Annotated in this window: 20 protein-coding genes and 1 tRNA gene; 5 read left to right on the top strand and 16 right to left on the bottom strand. The window is 70.0% G+C overall.

From position 1 onward, the window contains the following. Window positions 1-25 precede the first annotated feature (25 nt). Together ABD655_RS08545 and ABD655_RS08540 are read right to left on the bottom strand one after the other, a co-directional pair. Window positions 26-1,021 carry a tRNA (adenine-N1)-methyltransferase gene (locus ABD655_RS08545; protein ID WP_344713194.1) on the bottom strand — a complete coding sequence of 332 codons (996 nt, stop codon included), beginning with the start codon at window positions 1,019-1,021 and terminating at the stop codon, window positions 26-28. Next, complete coding sequence (locus ABD655_RS08540; protein ID WP_344713193.1) at window positions 1,018-1,719, bottom strand: HAD family hydrolase; 702 nt, start codon at window positions 1,717-1,719, stop codon at window positions 1,018-1,020. Before ABD655_RS08540 ends, ABD655_RS08545 begins: the two co-directional genes overlap by 4 nt. 141 nt (window positions 1,720-1,860) lie before the next feature. On the opposite strand from ABD655_RS08540, the gene ABD655_RS08535 reads away from it, so the two are divergent. Further along, window positions 1,861-2,724 carry a PAC2 family protein gene (locus ABD655_RS08535; protein ID WP_344713192.1) on the top strand — a complete coding sequence of 288 codons (864 nt, stop codon included), beginning with the start codon at window positions 1,861-1,863 and terminating at the stop codon, window positions 2,722-2,724. A gap of 15 nt (window positions 2,725-2,739) precedes the next feature. On the opposite strand, the gene ABD655_RS08530 is transcribed toward ABD655_RS08535, so the two are convergent. The 5 genes from ABD655_RS08530 to ABD655_RS08510 all read right to left on the bottom strand — a co-directional run bounded on the left by ABD655_RS08530 (window position 2,740) and on the right by ABD655_RS08510 (window position 8,316). Then, a complete protein-coding gene (locus ABD655_RS08530) occupies window positions 2,740-3,564 on the bottom strand; it encodes an undecaprenyl-diphosphate phosphatase (protein WP_344713191.1) in 825 nt (274 codons plus the stop codon). 66 nt (window positions 3,565-3,630) lie between these two features. Further along, on the bottom strand, window positions 3,631-4,932 hold the full coding sequence (locus ABD655_RS08525) for a M20/M25/M40 family metallo-hydrolase (protein ID WP_344713190.1): 1,302 nt from the start codon (window positions 4,930-4,932) through the stop codon (window positions 3,631-3,633). 195 nt (window positions 4,933-5,127) lie between these two features. Beyond that, a tRNA-Leu gene (locus ABD655_RS08520) sits at window positions 5,128-5,213 on the bottom strand. 69 nt (window positions 5,214-5,282) lie between these two features. Next, a complete protein-coding gene (locus ABD655_RS08515; RefSeq protein ID WP_344713188.1) occupies window positions 5,283-6,365 on the bottom strand; it encodes a VIT1/CCC1 transporter family protein in 1,083 nt (360 codons plus the stop codon). 115 nt (window positions 6,366-6,480) lie between these two features. After that, window positions 6,481-8,316, bottom strand: coding sequence for a DEAD/DEAH box helicase (locus tag ABD655_RS08510; RefSeq protein ID WP_344713186.1), 1,836 nt, complete (start codon window positions 8,314-8,316; stop codon window positions 6,481-6,483). Between the two features lie 135 nt (window positions 8,317-8,451). Here ABD655_RS08510 and ABD655_RS08505 point away from each other — a divergent pair, with 135 nt between their 5' ends. Next, window positions 8,452-9,360 carry an SGNH/GDSL hydrolase family protein gene (locus ABD655_RS08505; RefSeq protein WP_344713184.1) on the top strand — a complete coding sequence of 303 codons (909 nt, stop codon included), beginning with the start codon at window positions 8,452-8,454 and terminating at the stop codon, window positions 9,358-9,360. On the opposite strand, the gene ABD655_RS08500 is transcribed toward ABD655_RS08505, so the two are convergent. Next, window positions 9,357-10,166, bottom strand: a complete 810-nt coding sequence (locus tag ABD655_RS08500) for a TrmH family RNA methyltransferase (protein WP_344713182.1) — start codon at window positions 10,164-10,166, stop codon at window positions 9,357-9,359. The genes ABD655_RS08505 and ABD655_RS08500 overlap by 4 nt on opposite strands. Before the next feature lie 138 nt (window positions 10,167-10,304). Between ABD655_RS08500 and ABD655_RS08495 the strand changes: the two genes are divergently transcribed. Together ABD655_RS08495 and ABD655_RS08490 are read left to right on the top strand one after the other, a co-directional pair. After that, window positions 10,305-11,183: a Sir2 family NAD-dependent protein deacetylase gene (locus tag ABD655_RS08495; RefSeq protein WP_344713181.1), complete on the top strand. Its 879-nt coding sequence runs from the start codon at window positions 10,305-10,307 to the stop codon at window positions 11,181-11,183. Continuing rightward, complete coding sequence (locus ABD655_RS08490; protein WP_344713180.1) at window positions 11,180-11,794, top strand: histidine phosphatase family protein; 615 nt, start codon at window positions 11,180-11,182, stop codon at window positions 11,792-11,794. Before ABD655_RS08495 ends, ABD655_RS08490 begins: the two co-directional genes overlap by 4 nt. A gap of 13 nt (window positions 11,795-11,807) precedes the next feature. Here the strand turns inward: ABD655_RS08490 and ABD655_RS08485 are convergent, their stop codons facing one another. Genes ABD655_RS08485 through ABD655_RS08465 form a run of 5 tightly spaced genes read right to left on the bottom strand, consistent with a single transcriptional unit; the run spans window position 11,808 to window position 17,836 of the window. Further along, a complete protein-coding gene (locus ABD655_RS08485) occupies window positions 11,808-12,620 on the bottom strand; it encodes an HpcH/HpaI aldolase/citrate lyase family protein (RefSeq protein WP_344713179.1) in 813 nt (270 codons plus the stop codon). Next, on the bottom strand, window positions 12,617-13,153 hold the full coding sequence (locus ABD655_RS08480) for a MaoC family dehydratase (protein ID WP_378721441.1): 537 nt from the start codon (window positions 13,151-13,153) through the stop codon (window positions 12,617-12,619). The genes ABD655_RS08485 and ABD655_RS08480 overlap by 4 nt, the downstream gene beginning before the upstream one ends. After that, window positions 13,153-14,298: an acyl-CoA dehydrogenase family protein gene (locus ABD655_RS08475; protein ID WP_344713177.1), complete on the bottom strand. Its 1,146-nt coding sequence runs from the start codon at window positions 14,296-14,298 to the stop codon at window positions 13,153-13,155. The genes ABD655_RS08480 and ABD655_RS08475 overlap by 1 nt, the downstream gene beginning before the upstream one ends. Window positions 14,299-14,312: 14 nt before the next feature. Next, the gene (locus tag ABD655_RS08470; protein ID WP_425561676.1) at window positions 14,313-16,223 is read right to left on the bottom strand and encodes an acetyl/propionyl/methylcrotonyl-CoA carboxylase subunit alpha; all 1,911 of its coding nucleotides are present in this window, start codon (window positions 16,221-16,223) and stop codon (window positions 14,313-14,315) included. A 32-nt stretch (window positions 16,224-16,255) separates the two neighbouring features. Beyond that, window positions 16,256-17,836, bottom strand: coding sequence for a carboxyl transferase domain-containing protein (locus ABD655_RS08465; protein ID WP_344715755.1), 1,581 nt, complete (start codon window positions 17,834-17,836; stop codon window positions 16,256-16,258). Window positions 17,837-18,036: 200 nt separating this feature from the next. Between ABD655_RS08465 and ABD655_RS08460 the strand changes: the two genes are divergently transcribed. Further along, window positions 18,037-18,633: an SACE_7040 family transcriptional regulator gene (locus tag ABD655_RS08460; protein WP_344713175.1), complete on the top strand. Its 597-nt coding sequence runs from the start codon at window positions 18,037-18,039 to the stop codon at window positions 18,631-18,633. A 3-nt stretch (window positions 18,634-18,636) separates the two neighbouring features. Here the strand turns inward: ABD655_RS08460 and ABD655_RS08455 are convergent, their stop codons facing one another. The 3 genes from ABD655_RS08455 to pdhA are packed head-to-tail and all read right to left on the bottom strand — an operon-like array spanning window position 18,637 to window position 22,195. Continuing rightward, window positions 18,637-19,998: a dihydrolipoamide acetyltransferase family protein gene (locus tag ABD655_RS08455; protein WP_344713173.1), complete on the bottom strand. Its 1,362-nt coding sequence runs from the start codon at window positions 19,996-19,998 to the stop codon at window positions 18,637-18,639. Next, window positions 19,998-21,056, bottom strand: coding sequence for an alpha-ketoacid dehydrogenase subunit beta (locus ABD655_RS08450; protein ID WP_344713171.1), 1,059 nt, complete (start codon window positions 21,054-21,056; stop codon window positions 19,998-20,000). Before ABD655_RS08450 ends, ABD655_RS08455 begins: the two co-directional genes overlap by 1 nt. Next, window positions 21,053-22,195, bottom strand: coding sequence for a pyruvate dehydrogenase (acetyl-transferring) E1 component subunit alpha (gene pdhA, locus ABD655_RS08445; protein WP_344713169.1), 1,143 nt, complete (start codon window positions 22,193-22,195; stop codon window positions 21,053-21,055). The genes ABD655_RS08450 and pdhA overlap by 4 nt, the downstream gene beginning before the upstream one ends. Window positions 22,196-22,264 lie beyond the last annotated feature (69 nt).

Genomic DNA, 22,264 nt, shown 5'->3' with positions numbered 1-22,264 from the left:
CGCAACAGTCTAGAGGCGCACCCGGTCAGTCCTGATCGCCGGATGCGGCCTGCCGCGCGCCGTCGGCGGCGCGCTCGGCGTCGCGGACGCGTTTGCGGAGGTTCTTGTCGGTGATCACCCGGTCCCCGACGGCGCCCGGAGTCCACAGCTCCACATCCTCGTCGCCGTAGCTTGACTTGGACGCCCGGCGCCGCTGCTCGGGCGCGATCGCTCCGGGTGCCAGACGGCGAGCCCAGATGAGGAATCCGGTGTGCGCGACCATGCGGTGGTCGGGGCGGACGGCGAGCCCTTCGACGTGCCAGCCGCGAACGATGGTCTCGTTCGCGGCTGGTTCGGTGAACAGGCCCGTCGCCCGGATGTACTCCGCGACACGGCTCAGCTGCGTGGCGGTGGCGACATAGCAGAGCACCACTCCCCCCGGCGTCAGGGCGTCCGCGACGACGTCGATGCACTCCCAGGGCGCGAGCATGTCCAGCACGACACGATCCACGGATGCCGCGGCCACCGCATTCGGGAGTTCCTCGACGAGGTCGCCGATGACCACGTCCCAGTTCTCGGGAACCCGTCCGAGGAACGTCTCCACGTTCGCGCGGGCGACGTCGGCGAACTCGGAGCGTCGTTCGAACGACACCAGACGGCCGCCGTCGCCGATCGCCCGCAGGAGCGAGAGCGACAGGGCGCCGGAACCCACACCTGCTTCGACCACCACGCTGCCCGGGAAGACATCGGCCTGGGCGATGATCTGCGCGGCATCTTTGGGATAGACGATGGCCGCACCGCGTGGCATCGACATGACGAAGTCCCGCAGAAGCGGGCGCAGCGCCAGGTACTCGTGACCGGAGCTGTTCGAGACCACCGACCCGTCGGGCTGGCCGATCAGCGCGGTGTGCCGGAGCACTCCGTGATGGGTGTGCAGTTCACCGTCCTCGCGGAGGGTGACGGTGTGCAGCCGGCCCTTGGGTCCGGTCAGCTGCACGCGATCGCCGATCCGGAATGGGCCGCTCGGACGGTCGACGATCATCGGGTATCTCCTGGGCTGTGTGGGGAAACGGACTGCACATGCCCCGAGTGGAACCGCACGACATCCTGGGCGGTGCGCCCGGCGAGCGTCGGCCAGACCGCGTGCGCGCCGGCGCCGGTGATCGACACCATGTGCGGAACGCCGATCACTGCGGCGCCGGACGCGACCGCCGAGCGCAGACCGTTGGGCGAATCCTCGATCGCCACCGTTGCGCGGGAGTCGACGCCGAGGACCGCACACGCCTGCAGGTACGGATCGGGGAAGGGCTTGGGGCGGGTCGCGTCGTCGCCGGCGACGACCACGTCGAAGGTGTGGGCGCTCATCAGATCGACGACGGTCTGCGCCATGCGGCGCAGCGACATCGTCACCAGCCCGGTCTTGATGCCGGCGGCACGCAGGCTCGCCAGCAACTCCTGCGCACCCGGGCGGAACGGCACGCCCTTCGTGGCGAGCTGGACCATCACATCGTCGGTGAGGTGGTCGACGATGTCGTGGATGCCCATCTGGACCCCGGCGTCCTGGAAGATCCGCGCGGAGTCCTCCAGCCCCAGACCGACCAGCCGCAATGCCTGCTCGTGCGACCACGTGCCGCCGAAACGCTCGACGAGCACGGCCTCGGCTGCCATCCAGTACGGTTCGGTGTCCACGAGCGTCCCGTCCATGTCCCACAGGACAGCCGCCAAGGTGCTCTCGCTCACTGCTCCATGGTAGCCGCGGGACGCCGGCGGCCCGTCCGCGGCTCCCGCGGCGTCGGGGCACGCCGAGGCGTTGGCCGCCCGGCATCCGGCGGCGGAGCCTATCCTGGATGCACCCCCGAACGCCGGGGGGAAGGAGGTCGTGTGGACGGATTGGGACGCAAGGTGCTCGTCGCCGCGTTCGACGGATGGAACGACGCGGGAGAAGCGGCATCCGCCGCCGTGTCGCACCTGCGCGAGAGCGGCGAATACGAGCCGGTCTTCTCCGTGGACCCCGAACTGTACTTCGACTACCAGTACACCCGCCCGCAGGTGGCCATCGACGGGGACGGGACGCGGATGCTGCGCTGGCCGGAGGCGACGATCCTCAAGCCGGTCAAGCCGACGCGGAGCACCCAGCTGTGGCTGCTGACCGGCGTCGAGCCCGCCCGAGCCTGGCAGGCGTTCGCCGCGGAGTTCGTCGACGTCGCGCTGCGCGAAGGGATCACCGGATTCGTGGCGCTGGGCTCGATGATGTCGGACGTTCCCCACACGAGGCCGATCTCGATCTTCGCCGGGAGTGAGAGCGAGCAGATCCGCAACACTCTCGGCCTCGAACGCAGCACCTACGAGGGCCCGGTCGGGATACTCAGCGTGCTCTCGCACGCCGCCGATGCCGCCGGCATCCCCGCAGCCAGCCTCTGGGCGAGCGTGCCCCACTACGTCGCCGGGCACACGCCCTCGCCGAAGGCGACGCTCGCTCTGCTGGACCGCCTGGAGGACCTGACCGGCGCTCAGGTTCCCCGCGGTGACCTCGCCACCGAGGCTGCGGCGTGGGAGGCATCGATCGACGCGGCGGCCGCCGACGACGAGGAGATGACCGAGTACATCCGGCAGCTCGAGCGCACCCGCGACACGTGGGACTCCCCCGAAGCGTCCGGCGACGCGATCGCGCAGGAGTTCGAGAAGTACCTGCGCCGCGGCGGCGACGGGCCGACCAAGCCCGGCCGGGACGACCCGCGCCGCTGATCGCTCGACGGTTCGTCAGTACGCCTGCAGCACTCCCGCGCTGAGCAGGACCAGCAGCAGCGAGCCGAGCGCGACGCGGTAGAGCACGAACGGCAGGAAGCTGTGCTTGGAGATCCAGCGCATGAAGAATGCGATCACACCGAGTGCTACCACGAACGCGACGACCGTCGCGACGGCGGTCTCGCCGAGGGTGAAGACGCCGGGTTGGTCCCAGCTCTTGAACAGCTGGTAGAACCCGCTTCCGAAAACGGCGGGGATCGCCAGCAGGAACGCGTACCGGGCTGCGGCGGCCCGTTCGTAGCCCATGAACAGGCCGGCCGTGATCGTTCCGCCCGAGCGGGACACTCCCGGGATCAGGGCGAGGGCCTGCGCGAAACCGAAGATGACGCCGTGCGGGACCGTCAGGTCCTTCAGCTGGCGCTTCTTGGCGCCCACGTGATCAGCGATGCCGAGCAGGACGCCGAACAAGATGAGCATCCCGGCGATCAGCCAGAGCGAGCGGAATGTCGTCTCGATCTGGTCCTGGAACAGCAGCCCCAGCACCACGATGGGGATGCTGCCCACGATGATGAGCCAGCCCATCCGCGCATCCGGGTCGTTGCGGGGTATCCGCCCGAGGAGTGCCTGGAACCACCGCGTGACGATCCGGACGATGTCGCGCCAGAAGAACAGGACGACCGCCGCTTCGGTCCCGATCTGCGTGATCGCGGTGAACGCCGCGCCAGGGTCCTGTGCGCCCGGCAGGAACTCCCCGAGGATGCGCAGATGAGCGCTCGAGGAGATCGGCAGGAACTCGGTCAGTCCTTGGACGAGGCCGAGGATGATCGCCTCCAGAAGCATGGCGCGCCTTTCGTGCTCGGGGGGAGCGTCGAGATGAGTGTGTGCGGGGCAGTGGTGTGCTGAGGATCAGTAGGTGCGCAGCAGGTCCGTCAGAACACGCTGACCGAACACCAGCGCATCGATCGGGACCCGCTCGTCCACGCCGTGGAACATGCCCGTGAAGTCGAGGTCCGCGGGCAGCCGGAGCGGGGCGAAGCCATAGCCCTCGATCCCCAGCGCAGACAGGGCCTTGTTGTCGGTCCCGCCCCCCATGAGGTATGGGATGACCGGGACGCCCGGGTCGGCGCGGTCGAGCGCGGCCACCATGGCGTCGACGAGATCACCCTCGAACGGCACCTCCAGGCCGACATCGCGCACGACGATCTCGACCTCGACGTCGTCGCCCACGATCCGTCGGATATCGGCCAACGCGTTCTCCTCGCCGCCGGGCAGGGTGCGCACGTCGATGAGTGCTTCGGCGACGTCGGGGATCACGTTGTGCTTGTACCCCGCGGTCAGGCCGGTGGGGTTGGTCGTCGTGCGGAGGGTCGATCGGATGAATCCCTCGGCGGGTCCGGTCGACATCGCCAGGATGTCGGGATCCTCCTCGCCCGAGCCGGTGAGCGTCTTCAGGCCCTCCAGCATCTGCTGCGTCGTCGCGGTGAGGCGCACCGGCCACTCGGTGCGTCCGAGCGCAGCCACCGCCTCTGCCAGGCGTGTGACGGCGTTGTCCGGATGCACGCGGCTGCCGTGGCCGGCCCGGCCGCGGGCGCGGAGGCGGATCCAGATCAGCGCCTTCTCCCCGACCTGCAGCAGATAGGCGCGACGGTCGCCGACCATGATGGAATACCCGCCGACTTCGCTGATCGCCTCGGTGGCGCCGTCGAACCACTCGGGATGCTGGGTCACGACCAAGTGGGATCCCTCGACGCCGCCGTTCTCCTCGTCCGCGAAGAACACCAGAATGAGGTCGCGCTCGGGCAGCTCACCGGCGCGGAGGATGTCGGCGACCGAGGTCAGGATCATGGCATCCATGTCCTTCATGTCGACCGCTCCGCGGCCCCACAGCATCCCGTCGCGGATCTCACCGGCGAAAGGATCCACCGACCAGTCCGCGGCGATCGCGGGAACGACATCGAGGTGTCCGTGCAGCACGAGAGCGGGCTTGTCCGGGTTGCGTCCGCGGACGCGCGCCATCACGTTCGTGCGGCGTGGGACCGGCTCGTAGTACTCGGGTGACAGGCCCAGGGACTCCAGATACGCGCCCACGTACTCGGCCGCTTCGCGCTCGCCTTCGGCCTTGCCACCGCCCCAGTTCGACGTGTCGAAACGGATCAGATCACGCGCGATGCGCACGACCTCGGGGAGGTCTGAACCGGGGCTGGGCATGCCGACCAACCTACCCGCTGGCGATCCGTCGCCCCTGCACGTGGGCCGCCGGACCGACGACGAGGGGCCCTTTTCGGGACCCTCTGTCTCCCTTTGCGCGAGGGGGTACTTGTCCCCACCCCCAAGGGCTTCGACCCGCAACCGGCACGAACGAAACGAAGAAGGCCCCCACGAATGGGGGCCTTCTTCGTTCTGTGCGCGAGGGGGGACTTGAACCCCCACGCCCGTTAAAGGGCACTAGCACCTCAAGCTAGCGCGTCTACCTATTCCGCCACCCGCGCATGGATGTGAGTTGTCGCCAACCGAAGATCGACATTATCACGTTCGAGACCCGAGTCCGTAACCGCTGGTCAGCCGAGCGAGACTCCGAACAGCCATCCGAGCACGTACGTCACGGCCGCGGCGCCGTAGCCGATCAGGAGCTGCCGCAGTGCGCGGCGCAGCGGGGGCCCCCCGGAGAGGAGCCCGACCATCGCCCCGGTCGCCAGCAGGGCGATGCCGACGAGCACGAGGGCGGTCACCACCGCGACCAGCCCCGACATCCCGAAGATCCACGGCAGCACCGGGATGATCGCCCCGGACGCGAAGAACAGGAAGCTCGACAGCGCGGCGCTCCACGCTCCGCCGACGACGTCGTCAACGGAGGGGACGTCCAGGGGACCCCCGCGCGGCTGCGACCCGTCCTGCGCCGCGCTGACCACGCGTCGGGCCCGTTCCCGCGCCTCGGGCAGTGGCATCCCGCGCGTGCGGTAGACCAGCGCCAGCTCGTTCGCGTCCAGATCCAGGTACGGCAGCGCAGCATCGGCGTAGTCGCTCGGCTCGGTGGAGGCGAGCAGCTCGCGTTGAGACCGGACCGACACGAACTCCCCCGCGCCCATCGACAGCGCGCCGGCCAGCAGGCCCGCGATTCCGCTGAACAGCACGAAATGCGGCGCGGCTCCCGCCGCTCCGATGCCCAGAACCAGCGCGAGGTTGGAGACCAGCCCGTCGTTGGCGCCGAACACCGCAGCCCGGAAGGTGCCCGACAGCCGGCGTCGCCCTCGCGCCGCCAGCCCGCGGACGACCTCGTGATGGATCTTCTCGTCCGCGGCCATCGCCGACGTGGCGAACGGTTCACTGTCGTAGGGCGAGCGTCCCTCGGCGTTCTGCGCGAGCGCAAGGACGAAGATCGACCCGAACCGCTTCGCCATCCAGCCGAGCAGCAGCGTGCCCAGGTCCGGTCGCGGCAGGTGCGCGGGCTCGCCGCCGAGCAGGCGGAGCCAGTGCGCCTCGTGACGGCCCTCCGCGTCCGCGAGCGCCGTCAGAATGGCGCGCTCCTCGCCGTCGCGGCGCGCGGCGAGCTCGCGGTACACCTGCGCCTCGGCACGCTCGTCGACGAGGTACTGGGCCCAGCGATGTCGGTCGCGGGTCGTGGGTTCGGCGGGCGCGCTCAAGGAAGCCTCCGGGCTGCGGTTCGGGACTGTTCCACGGTAGCCAGGGCGGCGTGCAACCCCCTTCACCCGGCACGGATTGCCAGCATTTCGGGCTTCCGAACGGGAGGCTGCGTCGTTACGAGTGCACGCGGGCGCGCAGCAGGTCGATGCGCGACTGTAGCTGCGCCACTGTCGCGTGCGTCACCGACGGTCCCCCGCAGACGCGGCGGAGCTCGGCGTGCACGATCCCGTGCGGGTCGCCGGTCTGGCGGGCGTACAGGCCCACCAGGCTGTTCAGCAGCTGGCGCTGCTCCTTGAGGGTGCGATGCAGCGCCTGGGGCGGTGCCGAGGCCTCCGCGGGACCTTCGCGTGCTTCACGGGTGCGGCGGTGCTTGCTCTGGCGCGCCTGCCGCTGCTGCAGCAGTTCGTGCACGTGCTCGGGTTCGAGCAGCCCCGGGAGCCCGAGGAACTCCTCCTCCTCGGGAGTTCCCGGTACCGCGAGCTGGCCGAACTCGCGGCCGTCGTAGAGCACCCGGTCGAAGTGCGCCACCGATCCGAGTGCCTTGTAGGTGAACTCGTATGTCAGGTCATCGGATGCCGGTTCTGCACGCCCGGCGGCATCCATCGCGTCCTCGTCCAACGCCCACTCGTCGTCGCCCTCGGTGTCGCGGTCGAGTGCATGATCACGCTGACGCTCCATTTCGTTCGCGAGCGCCAGAAGCTGGGGAACGTGCGGCAGGAAGATGCTCGCCGTCTCACCCCGGCGCCGTGCGCGCACGAATCGCCCGACCGCCTGAGCGAAGAACAGCGGCGTCGAGGCGGAGGTCGCGTACACCCCGACGGCGAGCCGCGGCACGTCGACGCCCTCCGAGACCATTCGCACGGCGACCATCCACCGCGTGGTCCCGGCCCCGAACGCTTCGATCCGCGACGATGCCTCGGACTCGTCGGACAGAACGATGGCCGGCTCTTCGCCGGTGAGTTCCCGCAGGATCGTCGCGTAGGCCCGTGCGGTGGTCTGGTCGGTCGCGATGACGAGACCCCCGGCATCCGGCACCTGTTCGCGAACCTCGGTGAGTCTGCGATCGGCGGAACGCAGGACGGCGGGGATCCACTCCCCCTCCGGGTCCAGCGCTGTGCGCCACGCCTGTGCCGTGATGTCCTTCGTGTTGTCCTGCCCGAGCTGGGCCTCCATCTCGTCGCCGGTGCGCGTGCGCCAGCGCATCTGCCCGGCGTAGACGAGGAAGATGACCGGTCGCACGACACCGTCCGCCAGCGCCCGGCCGTATCCGTAGCTGTAGTCGGTGCGCGAGATCCGGATGCCGTGCTCATCGGGGTGGTACTCGACGAACGGGATCGGGGCCGTATCGCTGCGGAACGGCGTGCCCGAAAGGAGCAGCCGCCGGGTCGCCCGACCGTACGCCTCGCGCAGCGCGTCGCCCCAGCTGAGCGCGTCACCACCGTGGTGCACCTCGTCGAGGATCACCAGGGTGCGCGCGTCCATGACGACACGCTGGTGGACGGAGGCCTTCACCGCCACTTGCGCATACGTCACCGCGATCCCGTGGAAGTGCCGCGCGGGCGCGACGTGACGGTTGCTGAAGGACGGATCGAGCCGGATCGAGACGCGAGCCGCGGCATCGGCCCATTGGGTCTTCAGATGCTCGGTCGGCGCGACCACGACGATGCGGTCGATGACGCGCCGGCGCAGCAGCTCGCTGGCGAGGCGGAGCGCGAATGTGGTCTTTCCGGCGCCCGGTGTCGCGGCCGCAAGGAAATCTCGCGGGCCCGAGCCGACGCCGTCCGGGCCCTCGAGGCTGAAGTACCGCTCCAGCGCCTCGGCCTGCCAGGCGCGCAGACGCTCCGCCGTGCCCCAGGGGGCGCGCTGAGGATACGCCGGCGAGAGGTGCTCCGCGGCAGCGCCGCCGAGCGGGATCGTCGGTGCCGTCTCGGTCGGGGCGTCGATTTCCATGCCGCGCCCCCTTCCTCGTGCCACCGTCCGCGACGCGGACAACGACTGACCACCTTAGACGAGGCGCGCGATATCGCCGCGCGCCGCCGGTCCCAGGGCGGTAGCCTCGTAGCCGTCAAGACCCGAGGAAGAAGAATGTCCACGAGCGACCAGCGAACGGCGGAGATCCGGAATCTCGGCCACCACCCATGGCGGCGCTACGTCGCCATCGGCGACTCGTTCACCGAGGGCATCGGCGACCCGGAGCCGCAGTCGCCCGGAGGACACCGCGGCTGGGCGGATCGTGTTGCCGAGGTGCTCTCCAAGCAGGTCGACGATTTCGCTTACGCCAACCTGGCGGTGCGGGGCAAGCTCATCGCGCAGATAGCCGATCAGCTCGAACCTGCGCTCGAGCTGCGGCCCGACCTCATCACGTTCTCGGCCGGTGGGAACGACGTCATCCGCCCGGGCACCGATCCGGACCAGATCGCGGCCCAGTTCGAGGATGCGATCGTTCGTCTCAGTCGCGACCGGCCCACCATCGTGGTGTTCACGGGCATCGACACGAACTTCACGCCCGTGTTCCGGCCCTTCCGCGGAAAGATAGCGATCTACAACGAGAACATCCGTGCGATCGCCGAGCGGTACGAGTGCATCGTCGCCGACCAGTGGGCGCTCAAGGAGGTGCAGGACCCCCGGTTCTTCGCCGCAGACCGGCTGCACTACAACTCGCTGGGCCATCACGAAGTGGCGCGCATGGTTCTGCGAGCCCTCAACGTCCCCAACGACCTGCAGCCGATGCAGCCCGATCCCCTGCCGATCCGGACCTGGCGCGCGGCGCGCAGCGAGGACTTCGTCTGGGCCCGAACCCACTTCGTGCCCTGGGTGCTCCGGCGCGTCCGCCATCGGTCATCCGGCGACGAGATCGCCGCGAAGCGCCCCGAACCGCTGCCGGTGACGACCCTGGCCGCGCTGAACGACCCCGCCCCGCTGAACGACCCTGCCATGCCGCCCCGGCCTGCCACGCCGGACGACCCCGCCACGCCGCCCGACGAACGGCCTTAGCGTCGCTCCCGCAGAGCCCAGAGCGCAACGGCGCTCGCCGCGGCCACGTTCAACGAATCCACGCCGCCGCCCATCGGAATCGTCACGATCGTGTCGGCGGCCTGCAGCGCCCGGGGGCTGAGCCCGTCGCCCTCGGAACCGAGCATCAGCGCCACGCGGTCGGGGCGGTGCGCGGCGAACTCGTCCAGGGAGACGGCGTCGTCGGTGAGGGCGAGCGCAGCGAGGTGGAATCCCGCGTCGTTGAGGATCTCCCGCGCAGGTCCCCACTCCGGCAGGCGCGTCCACGGCACCTGGAAGACCGTTCCCATGCTCACCCGGACGCTTCGCCGGTACAGCGGATCCGCACAGCGCGGCGTGATGAGCACGGCATCCGCGCCGAGGGCTGCGGCGCTGCGGAACGCCGCCCCCACGTTGGTGTGATCGACGATGTCATCGAGGACGACGACCGTGCGGGCCTCCGCCACGACCTCGAGCACCGACGCGAGCGGTGGCCGGTGCATGGCCGCCAGGGCGCCGCGATGCACGGCATACCCGGTCAGCGACTCGGCGACCGCCGGTGTGACCACGTACACGGGGGTCGCCACGTCCGCCCCGAGGAGCGCCGTCACATCCGGCAGCCACTTCGCCTGGACCAGGACCGAGCGTGGACGGTGACCGGCCCGCAGCGCGCGTCCAATCACCTTCGCCGATTCGGCGATGTACAGTCCGCCGTCCGGTTCGAGCACCCGGCGGAGCGCGACGTCCGTCAAGTCGCGGTAATCCGCCAGCCGCGCGTCTGCCGCGTCGGCAATCTCGATGACCCTCACCCGCGCTCCCGTCCCTTCGCGCCACCGGAGGCGCCGGACCGCCCTCCCACTCTCTCAGGTCCGAGCGGATCCGTAACATCCCGGAAAACCGCGCCGCCTACACTCTGACCACAGGCTCGAACTCGAGGGGGTGATCGCATGACGACCGTGGCGCAGCAGGATGCCCGGACCGCCGAAGCGATCGCCCGGGCCGTGGACGCACTGTCCGGACGCAAGCTCGCGCTCCTCACCGGCGCCGGCATTTCGACCGACTCCGGCATCCCCGACTATCGCGGCCGGGGGGCACCCGTGCGCACGCCGATGAGCGTCGAGCAGTTCCTGAACAGCGAGGAGGCCCGGCGGAGGTACTGGGTCGGCAGCCACCTGGGCTGGCGCGCCTTCGCGGCGGCCGAACCCAACCCCGGCCACACGGCGCTCGCCTCGCTGGAGGCTCAGGGCATCGCGACCGGCGTCATCACGCAGAATGTCGACGGACTCCACGTACGCGCCGGCAGCCGCCGCGTGGTCGAACTGCATGGAACGATGCGGCGGATCTTCTGCACGCACTGCGGTCAGGTCTTCGACCGTCGCGATCTCGCGCTGCGGGTCGAGAGCGAGAACCCCTGGATCCAGGTGCCCGAGAACGTCCGGCTCGGACCGGACGGCGACGTGCTCCCGGAGAGCACGACGGGATTCCGCATTCCGGTGTGCACGGTCTGCGGCGGCATGCTCAAGCCCGACGTCGTCTTCTTCGGCGAGTACATCCCGGCCGAGAAGTTCCGCGAGGCCGAGCAGCTGGTGCGCGGCAGCGATGCGCTCGTCATCGCCGGATCCTCGCTCGTGGTCAACTCCGGCATCCGCCTCCTGGAGCGGGCGCGGCGCCGGCACCTGCCCATCGTGATCGTCAACCGCGGCGAGACGCGGGCCGACAGCCGTGCGAGCGTGAAGATCGACGCGGGCACCAGCGATGTCCTCCAGGCGCTCGCCGAGGCGCTTCCCGCCCTCCCCTCACCGCGGGCGCATAAGCTCAAACGGTGACTCTGCTGACGCTCGTCCGCCACGGCGAGACCGACTGGAACCGTGCCCGGCGCGTTCAGGGATCGACTGACATCCCGTTGAATGACACCGGCCGGGCTCAGGCGAAGGATGCCGCGGCCGCACTCCGCGTCCAGCTGGACCTGTCCGGGGGCCTCGCCCCGCCGGTCGTCGTCTCGAGCGACCTGTCGCGCGCGCGGGAGACGGCCGCCATCATCGCGGACGAGCTCGGGCTGCCCTCCCCTCGTGCCTATCCCGGCATGCGGGAGCGATCCTACGGCGATGCCGAGGGTGTCGACGCCGACGAGTTCCTCACACGCTGGGGCGACTGGCACGCGGCGGAGATCCCCGGGGCCGAACCGTGGCCGCAGCTGCGTGCGCGAGGACTGCGAGCGCTGAGTGACATCGTCCGCGACGCCCGCCGTACGACGGCTCCGGCCGTGGGGACGGTGATCGTCGTGACACATGGCGCGCTCATCCGGGAGCTGATCCGCCACGCCACCGGTGGCGAGCTGCCCCTGGTCGGAGAGCGCCTGGCGAACGGTTCGGCGCACACGATGATGTACGAGCGGGAACGCCTCAGCCTGCTGACATACGCGGGAGCAACGGGCTAGCGCTCGGCAGAAGCTACGATCCGCCCCGCCGCAGCGTCGCGCGCGCGTGACGGAGGACCGGCTCGTCGACCATCCTGCCGTCGTGGGTGAAGACACCGCGCTGGGTCTCCGCCGCGGCGAGCACCGCGCGCGCCCAGGCGAGCGCGGAGGGGTCGGGCCGATAGGCCTCCCGGATGATCTCGACCTGGGTCGGATGGATGCAGGCCGTGGCCGCGAAGCCGGATGCCGCGGCGTCGGCCGCTTCGATCGCCAGGCGCTTGGTCCCTGAGATGTCGAGGTGCACCGCGTCGATCGCGGCCTTCCCGTGCGCGCCGGCCGCCAGCAGGACGCGGGCGCGGGCAGTACGTGCCACGTCGCGATAGCGCCCGTTGGGCTTGCGGCTGGACGTGCCACCGAGGCTCGCGACGAGATCCTCGGCTCCCCACATCAGAGCGATGACCTGGTCGTGGGCGGCGAGTTTCTCGGCGGCCGCCACACCGCGTGCGGTCTCGCACAGAGCGACGATCGCGAACCGCTGGTCGATGGCCTTCAGCTGCTTGACGCCTTCGGCCTTCGCGATCATCACCGTGCGGTAGTCCGTCTGCGACAGCGTCGCCAGATCGGCGGCGAAGGCGTCGGTGCCGGGCGCGTTGACGCGGACGATCACCCGATCGGCGTCGAGCTCGGACTCGATCAGCGCGCCGCGGGCAGCGGTCTTCGCCGCGGGCGCTACGGCGTCCTCGAGATCCAGGATCACCGCGTCGGCCCGCTGCAGTGCTTTCGCGAACCGCTCCGGTCGGTCGGCGGGGCAGAACAGCAGCGCCGGACCGTGCTCCAGGGCGGTCACGAGTCCCGCTCCCCCGGCGCCGCGTCCCGGCACCACATCAGGGCGACGCGCGTGGCGACCGCGACCACCGCACCGTCCTGGTTGCGGCCGGTGTGGCGCATGGTGACGATCCCCTGTCCGGGCCGGGAACCGGAAAGCCGGCTGTCCAGGATCTCGGTCTCGGTGTAGAGGGTGTCGCCGTGAAAGAGCGGCGCGGGAAAGGTGATGTCGGTCATTCCGAGCTGCGCCACCAGCGTTCCCTGTGTGATCTGCGTCACGGATGCCCCAACCATCGTGGCGAGGGTCCACATCGAGTTCATCAACCGCCGGCCGAACGGCTGTCCTGACGAGTACGCGGCGTCCAGGTGCAGTGCCTGCGTGTTCATGGTCAACGACGAGAAGAGGACGTTGTCGGCCTCGGTCGCGGTGCGGCCAGGGCGGTGGTGGTAGCGCGCCCCGACCTCGAGCTCCTCGACGTACAGTCCCCGTTGGATGTGTTCCCGCTGCGGCGGCGGTGGCTCGTTCACGGCGCTCACGCTACCCGAGGCGCCCATCACAGGCCCAGCGCCCGCGAAATGACCAAGAGCTGCACCTCGCTGGTGCCCTCGCCGATCTCGAGGATCTTCGAGTCGCGGTAGTGGCGTGCGACCGGGTACTCGTTCATGAATCCGTTGCCGCCGAAGATCTGGGTGGCCTCCCGCGCGTTGTCCATCGCCGCGTCGCTCGCGGTCAGCTTCGCGATGGCCGCCTCGACCTTGAACGGCTTGCCGGCGTCGCGCAGGCGTGCGGCGTGGTGCCAGGCGAGCCGGGCATTGTGGACGCGCAGCTGCATGCGCGCGAGCATGAACTGGATGCTCTGGCGCGTGGAGAGCTGCTCACCGAACACGACGCGCTTCTTGGCGTAGTCGACCGCGGCCTCCAGGCATCCTTCCGCGGCGCCCGTCGACAGCGCGGCGATCGCGATGCGACCCTCATCCAGGATGTGCAGGAAGTTCGCGAAGCCGCGGCCCCGTTCTCCCAGGAGGTTGGCCTCCGGCACGCGAGCGTCCTGAAAGGTCAGCGGGTGCGTGTCGGAGGCGTGCCATCCGACCTTGTCATATGCGGGCTCGACGGTGAAGCCGGGCGTGCCGTTGGGGACGATGATCGTGGAGATCTCTTTGCGGCCGTCGCTCTCCCCCGTCACTGCCGTCACGGTGATGAATCGCGTGATGGCGGTGCCGGAGTTGGTGATGAACTGCTTCGATCCGTTGATCACCCACTCGCCACCGTCGAGCCGCGCCGTGGTGCGTGTCGCGCCGGCATCGGAACCCGCCTCCGGCTCGGTGAGACCGAATCCGGCCAGCGCCCGCCCGGCGAGGAGGTCCGGAAGCAGCTCGTTCCGTTGCGAGTCGGTGCCGAAGCGGAAGACCGGCATCGCGCCGAGGCTCACCCCGGCCTCCAGGGTGATCGCGAGCGACTGGTCGACCCGCCCGAGGGCCTCGATCGCCAGGCACAGCGCGAAGTAGTCGCCGCCCTGGCCGCCGAACTCCTCCGGGAAGGGCAGTCCGAAAAGGCCCAGATCGCCCATCTGCGCCACCACGTCCAGCGGCAGCGTGTGAGTGCGATCCGCCTCGTACGAGCGCGGTGCGACCACCTCGTCGGCGAATGCGCGCACGAGAGCCGCGAGCTCGCGCTCGTCGTCGTTCAGGTTGTCGTGCATGGGTCTGTCCTTTCCTACTCGGCCGGGTCGGCGGCGACGCGGGCCAGTACCTGGTCGCGATGCACCTGATCACCGACGATGGTCTCCACGGATGCGGTTCCGTCGTGCGGAGCGATGATCGGATGCTCCATCTTCATCGCCTCGATCGTGACGATCCGCTCTCCGGCCCGCACCCGAGCGCCGCCGGTGACGTGCACGGCGACGACGGTACCGGGCATCGGGGCGCGCAGTTCGGGGTGGGATGCCGCGGCCGGGCCGGCGTTCATCGCCAGTTGCCGCTGCATCGCCGCACGACGGGTCAGCGGCTGCAGCCGCGACGTCACACCGTCCGCGTGCACCCAGATCGCGCCGTCCCCGTCCACGGCCGTGCGTGCGCCGACGGGCGGATCAGCGGGCGCTTCAGCGGAGAGGATCTCGCCCGCGTCCGTCGCGAAGAGGGAGCGCCGCGGCTGTGCGCCGCCGCCCGCGCGCCAGCCCGAGCCGCTCCGCCAGAGCGTGCCGGATGCGGCCGCTCGCGTCTCCTCGGTGCGCGGGGTTGCCGCGACGGCCGCGCGCAGAGCGAGACCGGTGGGCTCCGGGTCGACGAAAGGCGGCATCCGGTCGATCAGGCCGGTGTCCAGATCCCCGGCCCGCACCGCCTCCTCGGCGAGCAGGGCGCGCAAGAAGGCGATGTTCGTGTCCACGCCGAGCAGCACCGTCTGTCCCAGGGCCCGGTCGAGCGTCGCGAGAGCCGCGCCGCGGTCACGGCCGTACGCGATCACCTTGGCGATCATCGGATCGTAATCCGCGGTGACCACGCTTCCGCTCTCGACGGCCGAGTCGGTGCGCACGTCGGGCGCGGGGGTCCACGCGAGCACGGGTCCGCTGGCGGGCAGGAATCCGCGCGCGGGCGACTCCGCATACACGCGCGCCTCGATCGCATGCCCGTTCATGCGCACCTCGTTCTGGGAGATCCCGAGCGGCTGGCCCGCCGCCACCCGCAGCTGCATCTCGACCAGGTCCAGTCCGGTCACCAGCTCGGTCAGCGGGTGTTCGACCTGCAGTCGCGTGTTCATCTCGATGAAGAAGAAGTCGTGCGGGCGATCGGCCGCGACCAGGAACTCGACGGTTCCCGCCCCGAGGTAGTCCACACTCGCGGCCGCCGCGCACGCCGCGATCCCGAGGCGGGCGCGTGTCCGTTCGTCGATGACCGGCGACGGCGCCTCTTCGACCACCTTCTGATGGCGGCGCTGCAGGGTGCACTCCCGCTCGCCGAGATGGATGACGTGCCCGCGCGCGTCGGCCATCACCTGCACCTCGATGTGGCGGGGTCGCTCGATGAGCCGTTCCAGCAGCAGCGTGTCGTCGCCGAACGCGGCCGATGCCACGCGACGGGCTGTCGCGAGCGCCTCCGGCAGGTCTTCCGGCCCCCGCACGACCTGCATGCCCTTGCCGCCGCCCCCGGCGGAGGGCTTGATCAGGAGCGGGTAGCCGACCTCGGCCGCGGCATCCGCGATCTCCTCATCGGCCAGCCCGCCGGCGTCGATGCCCGGGATGATCGGCACCCCGCTGCCAGCGACGTGCGCCTTGGAACGGATCTTGTCGCCCATCACCTCCAGCGCACGCGGCGCGGGACCGATGAACACGATCCCGGCGGCGGCACAGGCGACCGCGAACGCGGCGTTCTCGGAGAGGAATCCGTACCCGGGATGGATCGCCTGCGCCCCCGACGCGCGGGCGGCCTCGAGGATGGCCGCACCGTTCAGGTATGACTCGGCGGCCGCAGCCGGACCCACCCGGTACGACGCGTCCGCCTCTCGCACGTGCGGAGCGTCCGCGTCGGGGTCGCTGTAGACCGCGATCGAACGGATGCCGAGAGTGCGCAGAGTCCTGATCACGCGGCGCGCGATCTCGCCGCGGTTTGCGACGAGGACGGTGTGGAACATCTCGGCGGACTGGAGGGAATCAGGCACGTCGCTCACATCCGGAAGAGGCCGAAGCGGGGTTCGGGGAGGGGTGCGCGCGAGACGACGTCCAGCGCAAGTCCGAGCAGGTCGCGGGTGTCTGCGGGATCGACGATGCCGTCGTCCCACAGTCTGGCGGTGGCGTAGTACGGGTTGCCCTGCTCCTCGTACTGGGTGCGGATCGGGGCTTCGAAATCCGACTGCTCCTGCGCGGACCACTCGGCACCGCGGGACTCGAGCTGATCGCGCTTGACGGTGGAGAGCACGGACGCCGCCTGAAGCCCGCCCATGACCGAGATCCGGCTCGCCGGCCAGGTCCACAGGAACCGGGGCGAGTACGCGCGACCGCACATCGAATAGTTGCCGGCGCCGAACGATCCACCGATCACGACCGTCAACTTCGGCACCCGCGTGGTCGCGACGGCGGTGACCATCTTCGCCCCATCCTTCGCGATGCCGCCCGCCTCGGCATCCCGTCCCACCATGAAGCCGGAGATGTTCTGCAGGAACAGCAACGGGATGCCACGCTGATCGCACAGTTCGATGAAGTGCGCGCCCTTCTGGGCGGACTCGGAGAACAGCACACCGTTGTTCGCGACGATTCCGACCGGGTGCCCGTGGATCCGCGCGAAGCCGGTGACCAGGGTCTCGCCGTACGCGCGCTTGAACTCGGAGAACGCGCTGCCGTCGACCAGCCGGGCGATCACCTCGCGCACGTCGTACGGCTGGTTCACATCGACGGGGACGACCCCGTAGAGGTCGGCGGGATCCACCGCCGGCGGCACGCTCTCGATCACCTCCCACGCGGGCGCGGGCGGAAGGGGCAGCGTCGCCACGATGTCGCGCACGATCTCCAGGGCGTGCTCGTCGTTCTCGGCCAGGTGGTCCACCACACCCGATCGGGTGGCGTGCAGCTCGCCGCCACCGAGCTCCTCGGCCGTGACGATCTCACCGATCGCGGCTTTGACGAGCGGGGGCCCGCCGAGGAAGATCGTGCCCTGATTGCGCACGATCACGGTCTCGTCGCTCATGGCCGGAACGTATGCGCCGCCGGCCGTGCACGAGCCGAGCACAGCCGCGATCTGCGGAATGCCCTCGGCCGACATCCGCGCCTGGTTGAAGAAGATCCGGCCGAAGTGATCGCGATCGGGAAAGACCTCGTCCTGCATCGGAAGGAACGCCCCACCGGAATCGACGAGGTACACGCACGGCAGCCGGTTCTCCAGCGCGATCTCCTGCGCGCGGAGGTGCTTCTTGACGGTGAGCGGATAGTACGTGCCGCCTTTGACCGTCGCGTCGTTGCACACGACCATCACCTGGCGACCGTGGACCAGCCCGATGCCCGCGATGACGCCGGCTCCGGGCGCGTCTCCCCCGTACAGTCCCTCGGCGGCCAGCGGCGCGATCTCGACGAATGGACTGCCCTCGTCCAGAAGCCGTGCGACCCGATTGCGCGGCAGCAGCTTGCCGCGGGCGATGTGCCGTTCCCGAGACGCGTCGGGCCCGCCCTTCGCCGCGACGGCCAGCCGTTCCCGCAGCCGGCTCGCCAGGGCCTCCTGGGCGTCGCGGGTGCGCGCGAACGCGTCGTCGTGCACGGCCGCGGTCTGCAGGGCCGATCCCGCTGGGCCCACGCGGCCAGAGGCTCCGCGCGACGCCCCAGCGGCGTGTGGAGGGGCAGTGGGGACCGTCATGTCATCTCCATCGACGTCACGATCGCATCACGTCCGTTGCCCGGCCGGATGCCATTGGTTAGGGTTCACTAACTGAGCATTCAGGTTAGCGAGGATTAACTGAAATGACAAGCGGTGTGACGGAGCGTGATCGCGCCAAAGCCGACCGTCAGGCGGCGATCCTGCATGAGGCCGCTCGCCTGTTCGCGGACCGCGGCTTCAGCGGCGTGAGCCTCGAGGAACTCGGAGCGGCCGTGGGTGTCAGCGGTCCCGCCGTGTACCGGCACTTCGCGAACAAGCAGGCGCTGCTCGGAGCGATCCTCGTCCGCGTGAGCGAACGGCTGCTCAGCGGCGGTCAGGACGTGATCGCCTCTCACGACTCCCCCGAAGCCCGGCTCGCCGGTCTTATCCGCTTCCACGTCGACTTCGCCCTCACCGACGCGGATGTCATCCGCGTCCAGGACCGAGACCTCGCCAGTCTGAGCGAGGACGACCGGCACACCGTCCGCAGGCTGCAGCGGCAGTACGTCGAGCTGTGGACCGCGGTCCTTGCCGACATCCATCCGGCCCGGTCCGAGAGCGACCTGCGCGTACGCGCGCACGCGTGCTTCGGGCTCATCAACTCCACACCCCACAGCATGCGCACGCTGCGGGCGTCGCCCGCCGACCGCACCGTGCGCGGCATCCTGGAGTCGATGGCGCGGTCCGCACTCACCGCGTGAGAGTCATCGCAGAAGCATGGCCCGGCCCGGCTCGCGCAGGATGTCGGCGACATCGCGCAGGAACCGCGCGCCCTGTTCGCCGTCGACCAGCCGGTGGTCGAACGACAGGCTGAGGGTCATCACGTCGCGCAGGGCGATCTCGCCGCGGTGCTCCCACGGCTGGCGCCGGACCGCACCCAGGGCGAGGATCCCCGCCTCGCCGGGATTGAGGATCGGGGTTCCGGCGTCGACGCCGAAGACACCGACGTTCGTGATCGAGAAGGTGCCCCCGCTCATCTGCCCGGGAGCGGTCTTGCCCGCTCGTGCCGTCTCGGCCAGCTGCCCGATGGCGTCCGCGAGTTCCACCAGCGTGAGCTGTTCGGCATCGCTGATGTTGGGAACGACAAGACCGCGCGAGGTGGCGGCGGCGATACCCAGATTCACGTACCGGTGCTGGAGGATCTCACCGTTCTCGGCATCCCACCGCGAGTTCAGTTCCGGATGCCGGATCAGCGCGAGGCACACCGCTTTCGCCGCGACCGCCATCACGCCGATCCGATGATCCGCCAGGCTGCGGTCGGAGCGCAGTGAGGCGATGAGCTCGCTGGTGGCCGTCACGTCGACGGTGTGGAACGTCGTGACGTGCGGCGCGGTGAAGGCACTGCGCACCATCGCATCCGCGGTGTGCTTGCGTACTCCGCGAACCGGAATCCGAATGACCCGCTCCCCGTCCATCGGCGTGGTGGATGCTGGGGCCGTCGCCGGGACGGATGCCGAGGACTCCCGCGCGCGGATGCCCGCCGCGTAGGTCTCGATGTCCGTGCGGCTGATGAGTCCGGTCACCCCGCTCGCCTCGACGAGCGCGAGATCGACGCCCAGTTCTTTCGCCAGCTTGCGCACCGGCGGAGTCGAGCGCGGCCGCTCGCGGAGGACGTCAGCCGGCTCCGCGTGGATCGCGTCGTGTGGCGCGGCCTCCAGGACGGCTGTGTCGGAGGCCGCCGGCGGGCGCGCACCGCTGCGCACGCGCCGCTGCGGGCGCCCCGCACCCCGTGGTGCGGCGCCGTAGCCGACGAGGTTCGGCTGCGCGCGCTCCTCAGCGGGCTCGGCGACCTGTGCGGCCGGCTCCGTCGGCGCCTCGGGTTCGGCGCCGTCGACATCGAAGGAGATCAGCACCGATCCGACTTCGATCACGTCACCCGCCGACGCGTGCAGCGCGGTCACGACCCCCGCGTAGGGGGACGGCAGCTCGACGATGGCCTTGGCCGTCTCGACCTCGGCGATCGTCTGGTTGAGGGTCACGGTGTCGCCCTCGGCGACCAGCCATTGCACGAGCTCCGCCTCGGGGAGCCCCTCCCCGAGATCGGGAAGATGGAAGTCGGTGGCCATCAGAGCATCCCCCCGTTCACGGTCGCTGCGCGACCTGACTCCGGCGAACTCCACTCCGGCCCTGACAGGCTGTGCGGCCGGTCCAGCACGCGGTCAACCGCGTCCAGGATCCGATCCAGGTCGGGCAGGTGGTGCTTTTCCAGCTTCGCCGGCGGGTAGGGGATGTCGTGTCCGGTCACGCGGACGGGGGCGGCCTCGAGGTGGTTGAAGCACTGCTCGGTCACGCTGGCGATCAATTCGGCGCCGACTCCGGCTTCGCGCGCGGCTTCGTGCGTGACGACGACCCGTCCGGTCTTGCGGACCGACGCGGCGACGGTGCGGTAGTCGACGGGAGAGATCGAGCGCAGATCGATGACTTCGATCGAGATCCCGTCGTCCTCTGCCGCGGTGGCGGCATCCATCGCCGTCGCAACCTGGGCGCCATAGGTGAGCAGGGTGACGTCCGACCCCTCACGGGCCACGCGGGCCAGACCCATCGGCGGTGCATCGGCCAGGTCGAGGTCCAGATCGACCTCGCCCTTGGTGTGGTAGAGCCGCTTGGGCTCGAAGTACACCACGGGGTCGTTCGATGCGATGGCCTGGCGCAGCATGACGTTGGCGTCCTGCGGATTGGACACGGCGACCACGCGCAGCCCTGCGGTGTGGACGAAGTACGCCTCGGGCGACTCGGAGTGGTGCTCGGCGGCACCCACGCCCCCCGCCCACGGAATGCGGATGGTGATCGGCATCTGAACGTTTCCGCGAGTGCGGTAGTGCAGCTTCGCGACCTGACAGACGATCTGGTCGAAGGCGGGATACACGAATCCATCGAATTGGATCTCCACGACCGGCCGATAGCCGCGGAAGGCGAGACCGACGGCGGCGCCCATGATTCCCGATTCGGCGAGGGGCGTGTCGATCACGCGAGCCGCACCGAACTGGTCGAGCAGGCCGTCGGTCACGCGGAACACGCCACCGAGCTTGCCGATGTCCTCGCCCAGCACGAGCACTTTCGGGTCGTCCGCCATCGCGCGGCGCAGGCCCTCGTTGATGGACTTCGCCATCGTGAGCTGCGTCATCGTGCACCGCCCTGGGCTGCATCCTCGGCGGCGAAGCCGTCCAGGTAGGCGGCGAACTGACCACGCTGGATTTCCAGGCCCGCGTGGGGCTCGGCATACACGTCGTCGAACACCTCGATCGCCGGTCGTGTGCGTGCCGACAGACAGGCGGACCGCACGTCCGCACCCCATCGGTCGGACTCGTCCGCGACCTCGCGCGCGAAGTCGTCGGAGAAGGCGTCCTCAGCCCGCAGCAGCGCTTCGATCCGTGCGAGCGGGTCACGCTGACGCCAGCGCTCGACCTCGTCCTTGTCGCGGTAGCGGGTCGGGTCGTCTGAGGTCGTGTGCGGGCCCATGCGGTAGGTCACGGCCTCGATGAACGCCGGGCCGCCGCCGGTGCGAGCGTGGTCGACCGCCCAGCGCATCGCCGCGAGGCACGCGAGCACGTCATTGCCGTCGACGCGCAGGCTCGGGATGCCGAATCCGGGCGCGCGGCCCGCGATCGGGAACTTCGCCTGAACGCTGACCGGCTCGGAGATGGCCCACTGGTTGTTCGTGCAGACGAAGACGACCGGCGCGCGGAACGACGAGGCGAACACCATCGCCTCGTTCACATCGCCCTGACTGGTCGCGCCGTCCCCGAAATACGCGCCGGCGACCTGGTCGGCGCCGTCGAACGTGATGCCCATCGCATAGCCCACGGCATGCAGCGCCTGGGCACCGATGATGATCTGGGGGGTCGCGGTGTTGATGTCGTAGGGGTTGAAGGTGGAGTGGGCCTCTCCGCGCCAGGCAAGGACGAAATCGGACGCGACAGCCCCTCGGACGAAGTTCACGCCGATCTCGCGGTAGCTCGGGAAGACGAAGTCGTCGGAACGGAAGGCGCGCGCGGTGCCCACCTGCGTGGCCTCCTGACCTTGGCAGGGGGCCCAGAGACCGAGCTGCCCCTGACGCTGGAGCGCAACGCCCTCGGTGTCGATCCGGCGGACGATGGCCATGTCGCGGTAAAGGCTCCGCAGGGCGTCCGCGTCGATGTCCGCGACCCACGGATCGAGGTCGGGGTGGGCGATGCGCCCGCCATCCGGACCGACCAACCGGGCCACATCGTCCACATTCGTGGCCGGTTCGGCCGTCGGTGTCAGGGTGTGCATCATCGTCATCCCTCCTCGTTGCGAGAAGCCCTCGTGAGGCTGCTCGTCGCGGAACGCCGGCATCGTCGCCGACGAGCC

This window comes from Microbacterium terregens (assembly GCF_039534975.1).
GTDB lineage: Bacteria > Actinomycetota > Actinomycetes > Actinomycetales > Microbacteriaceae > Microbacterium > Microbacterium terregens.
This window is presented reverse-complemented; position numbering and strand designations above follow the sequence as displayed.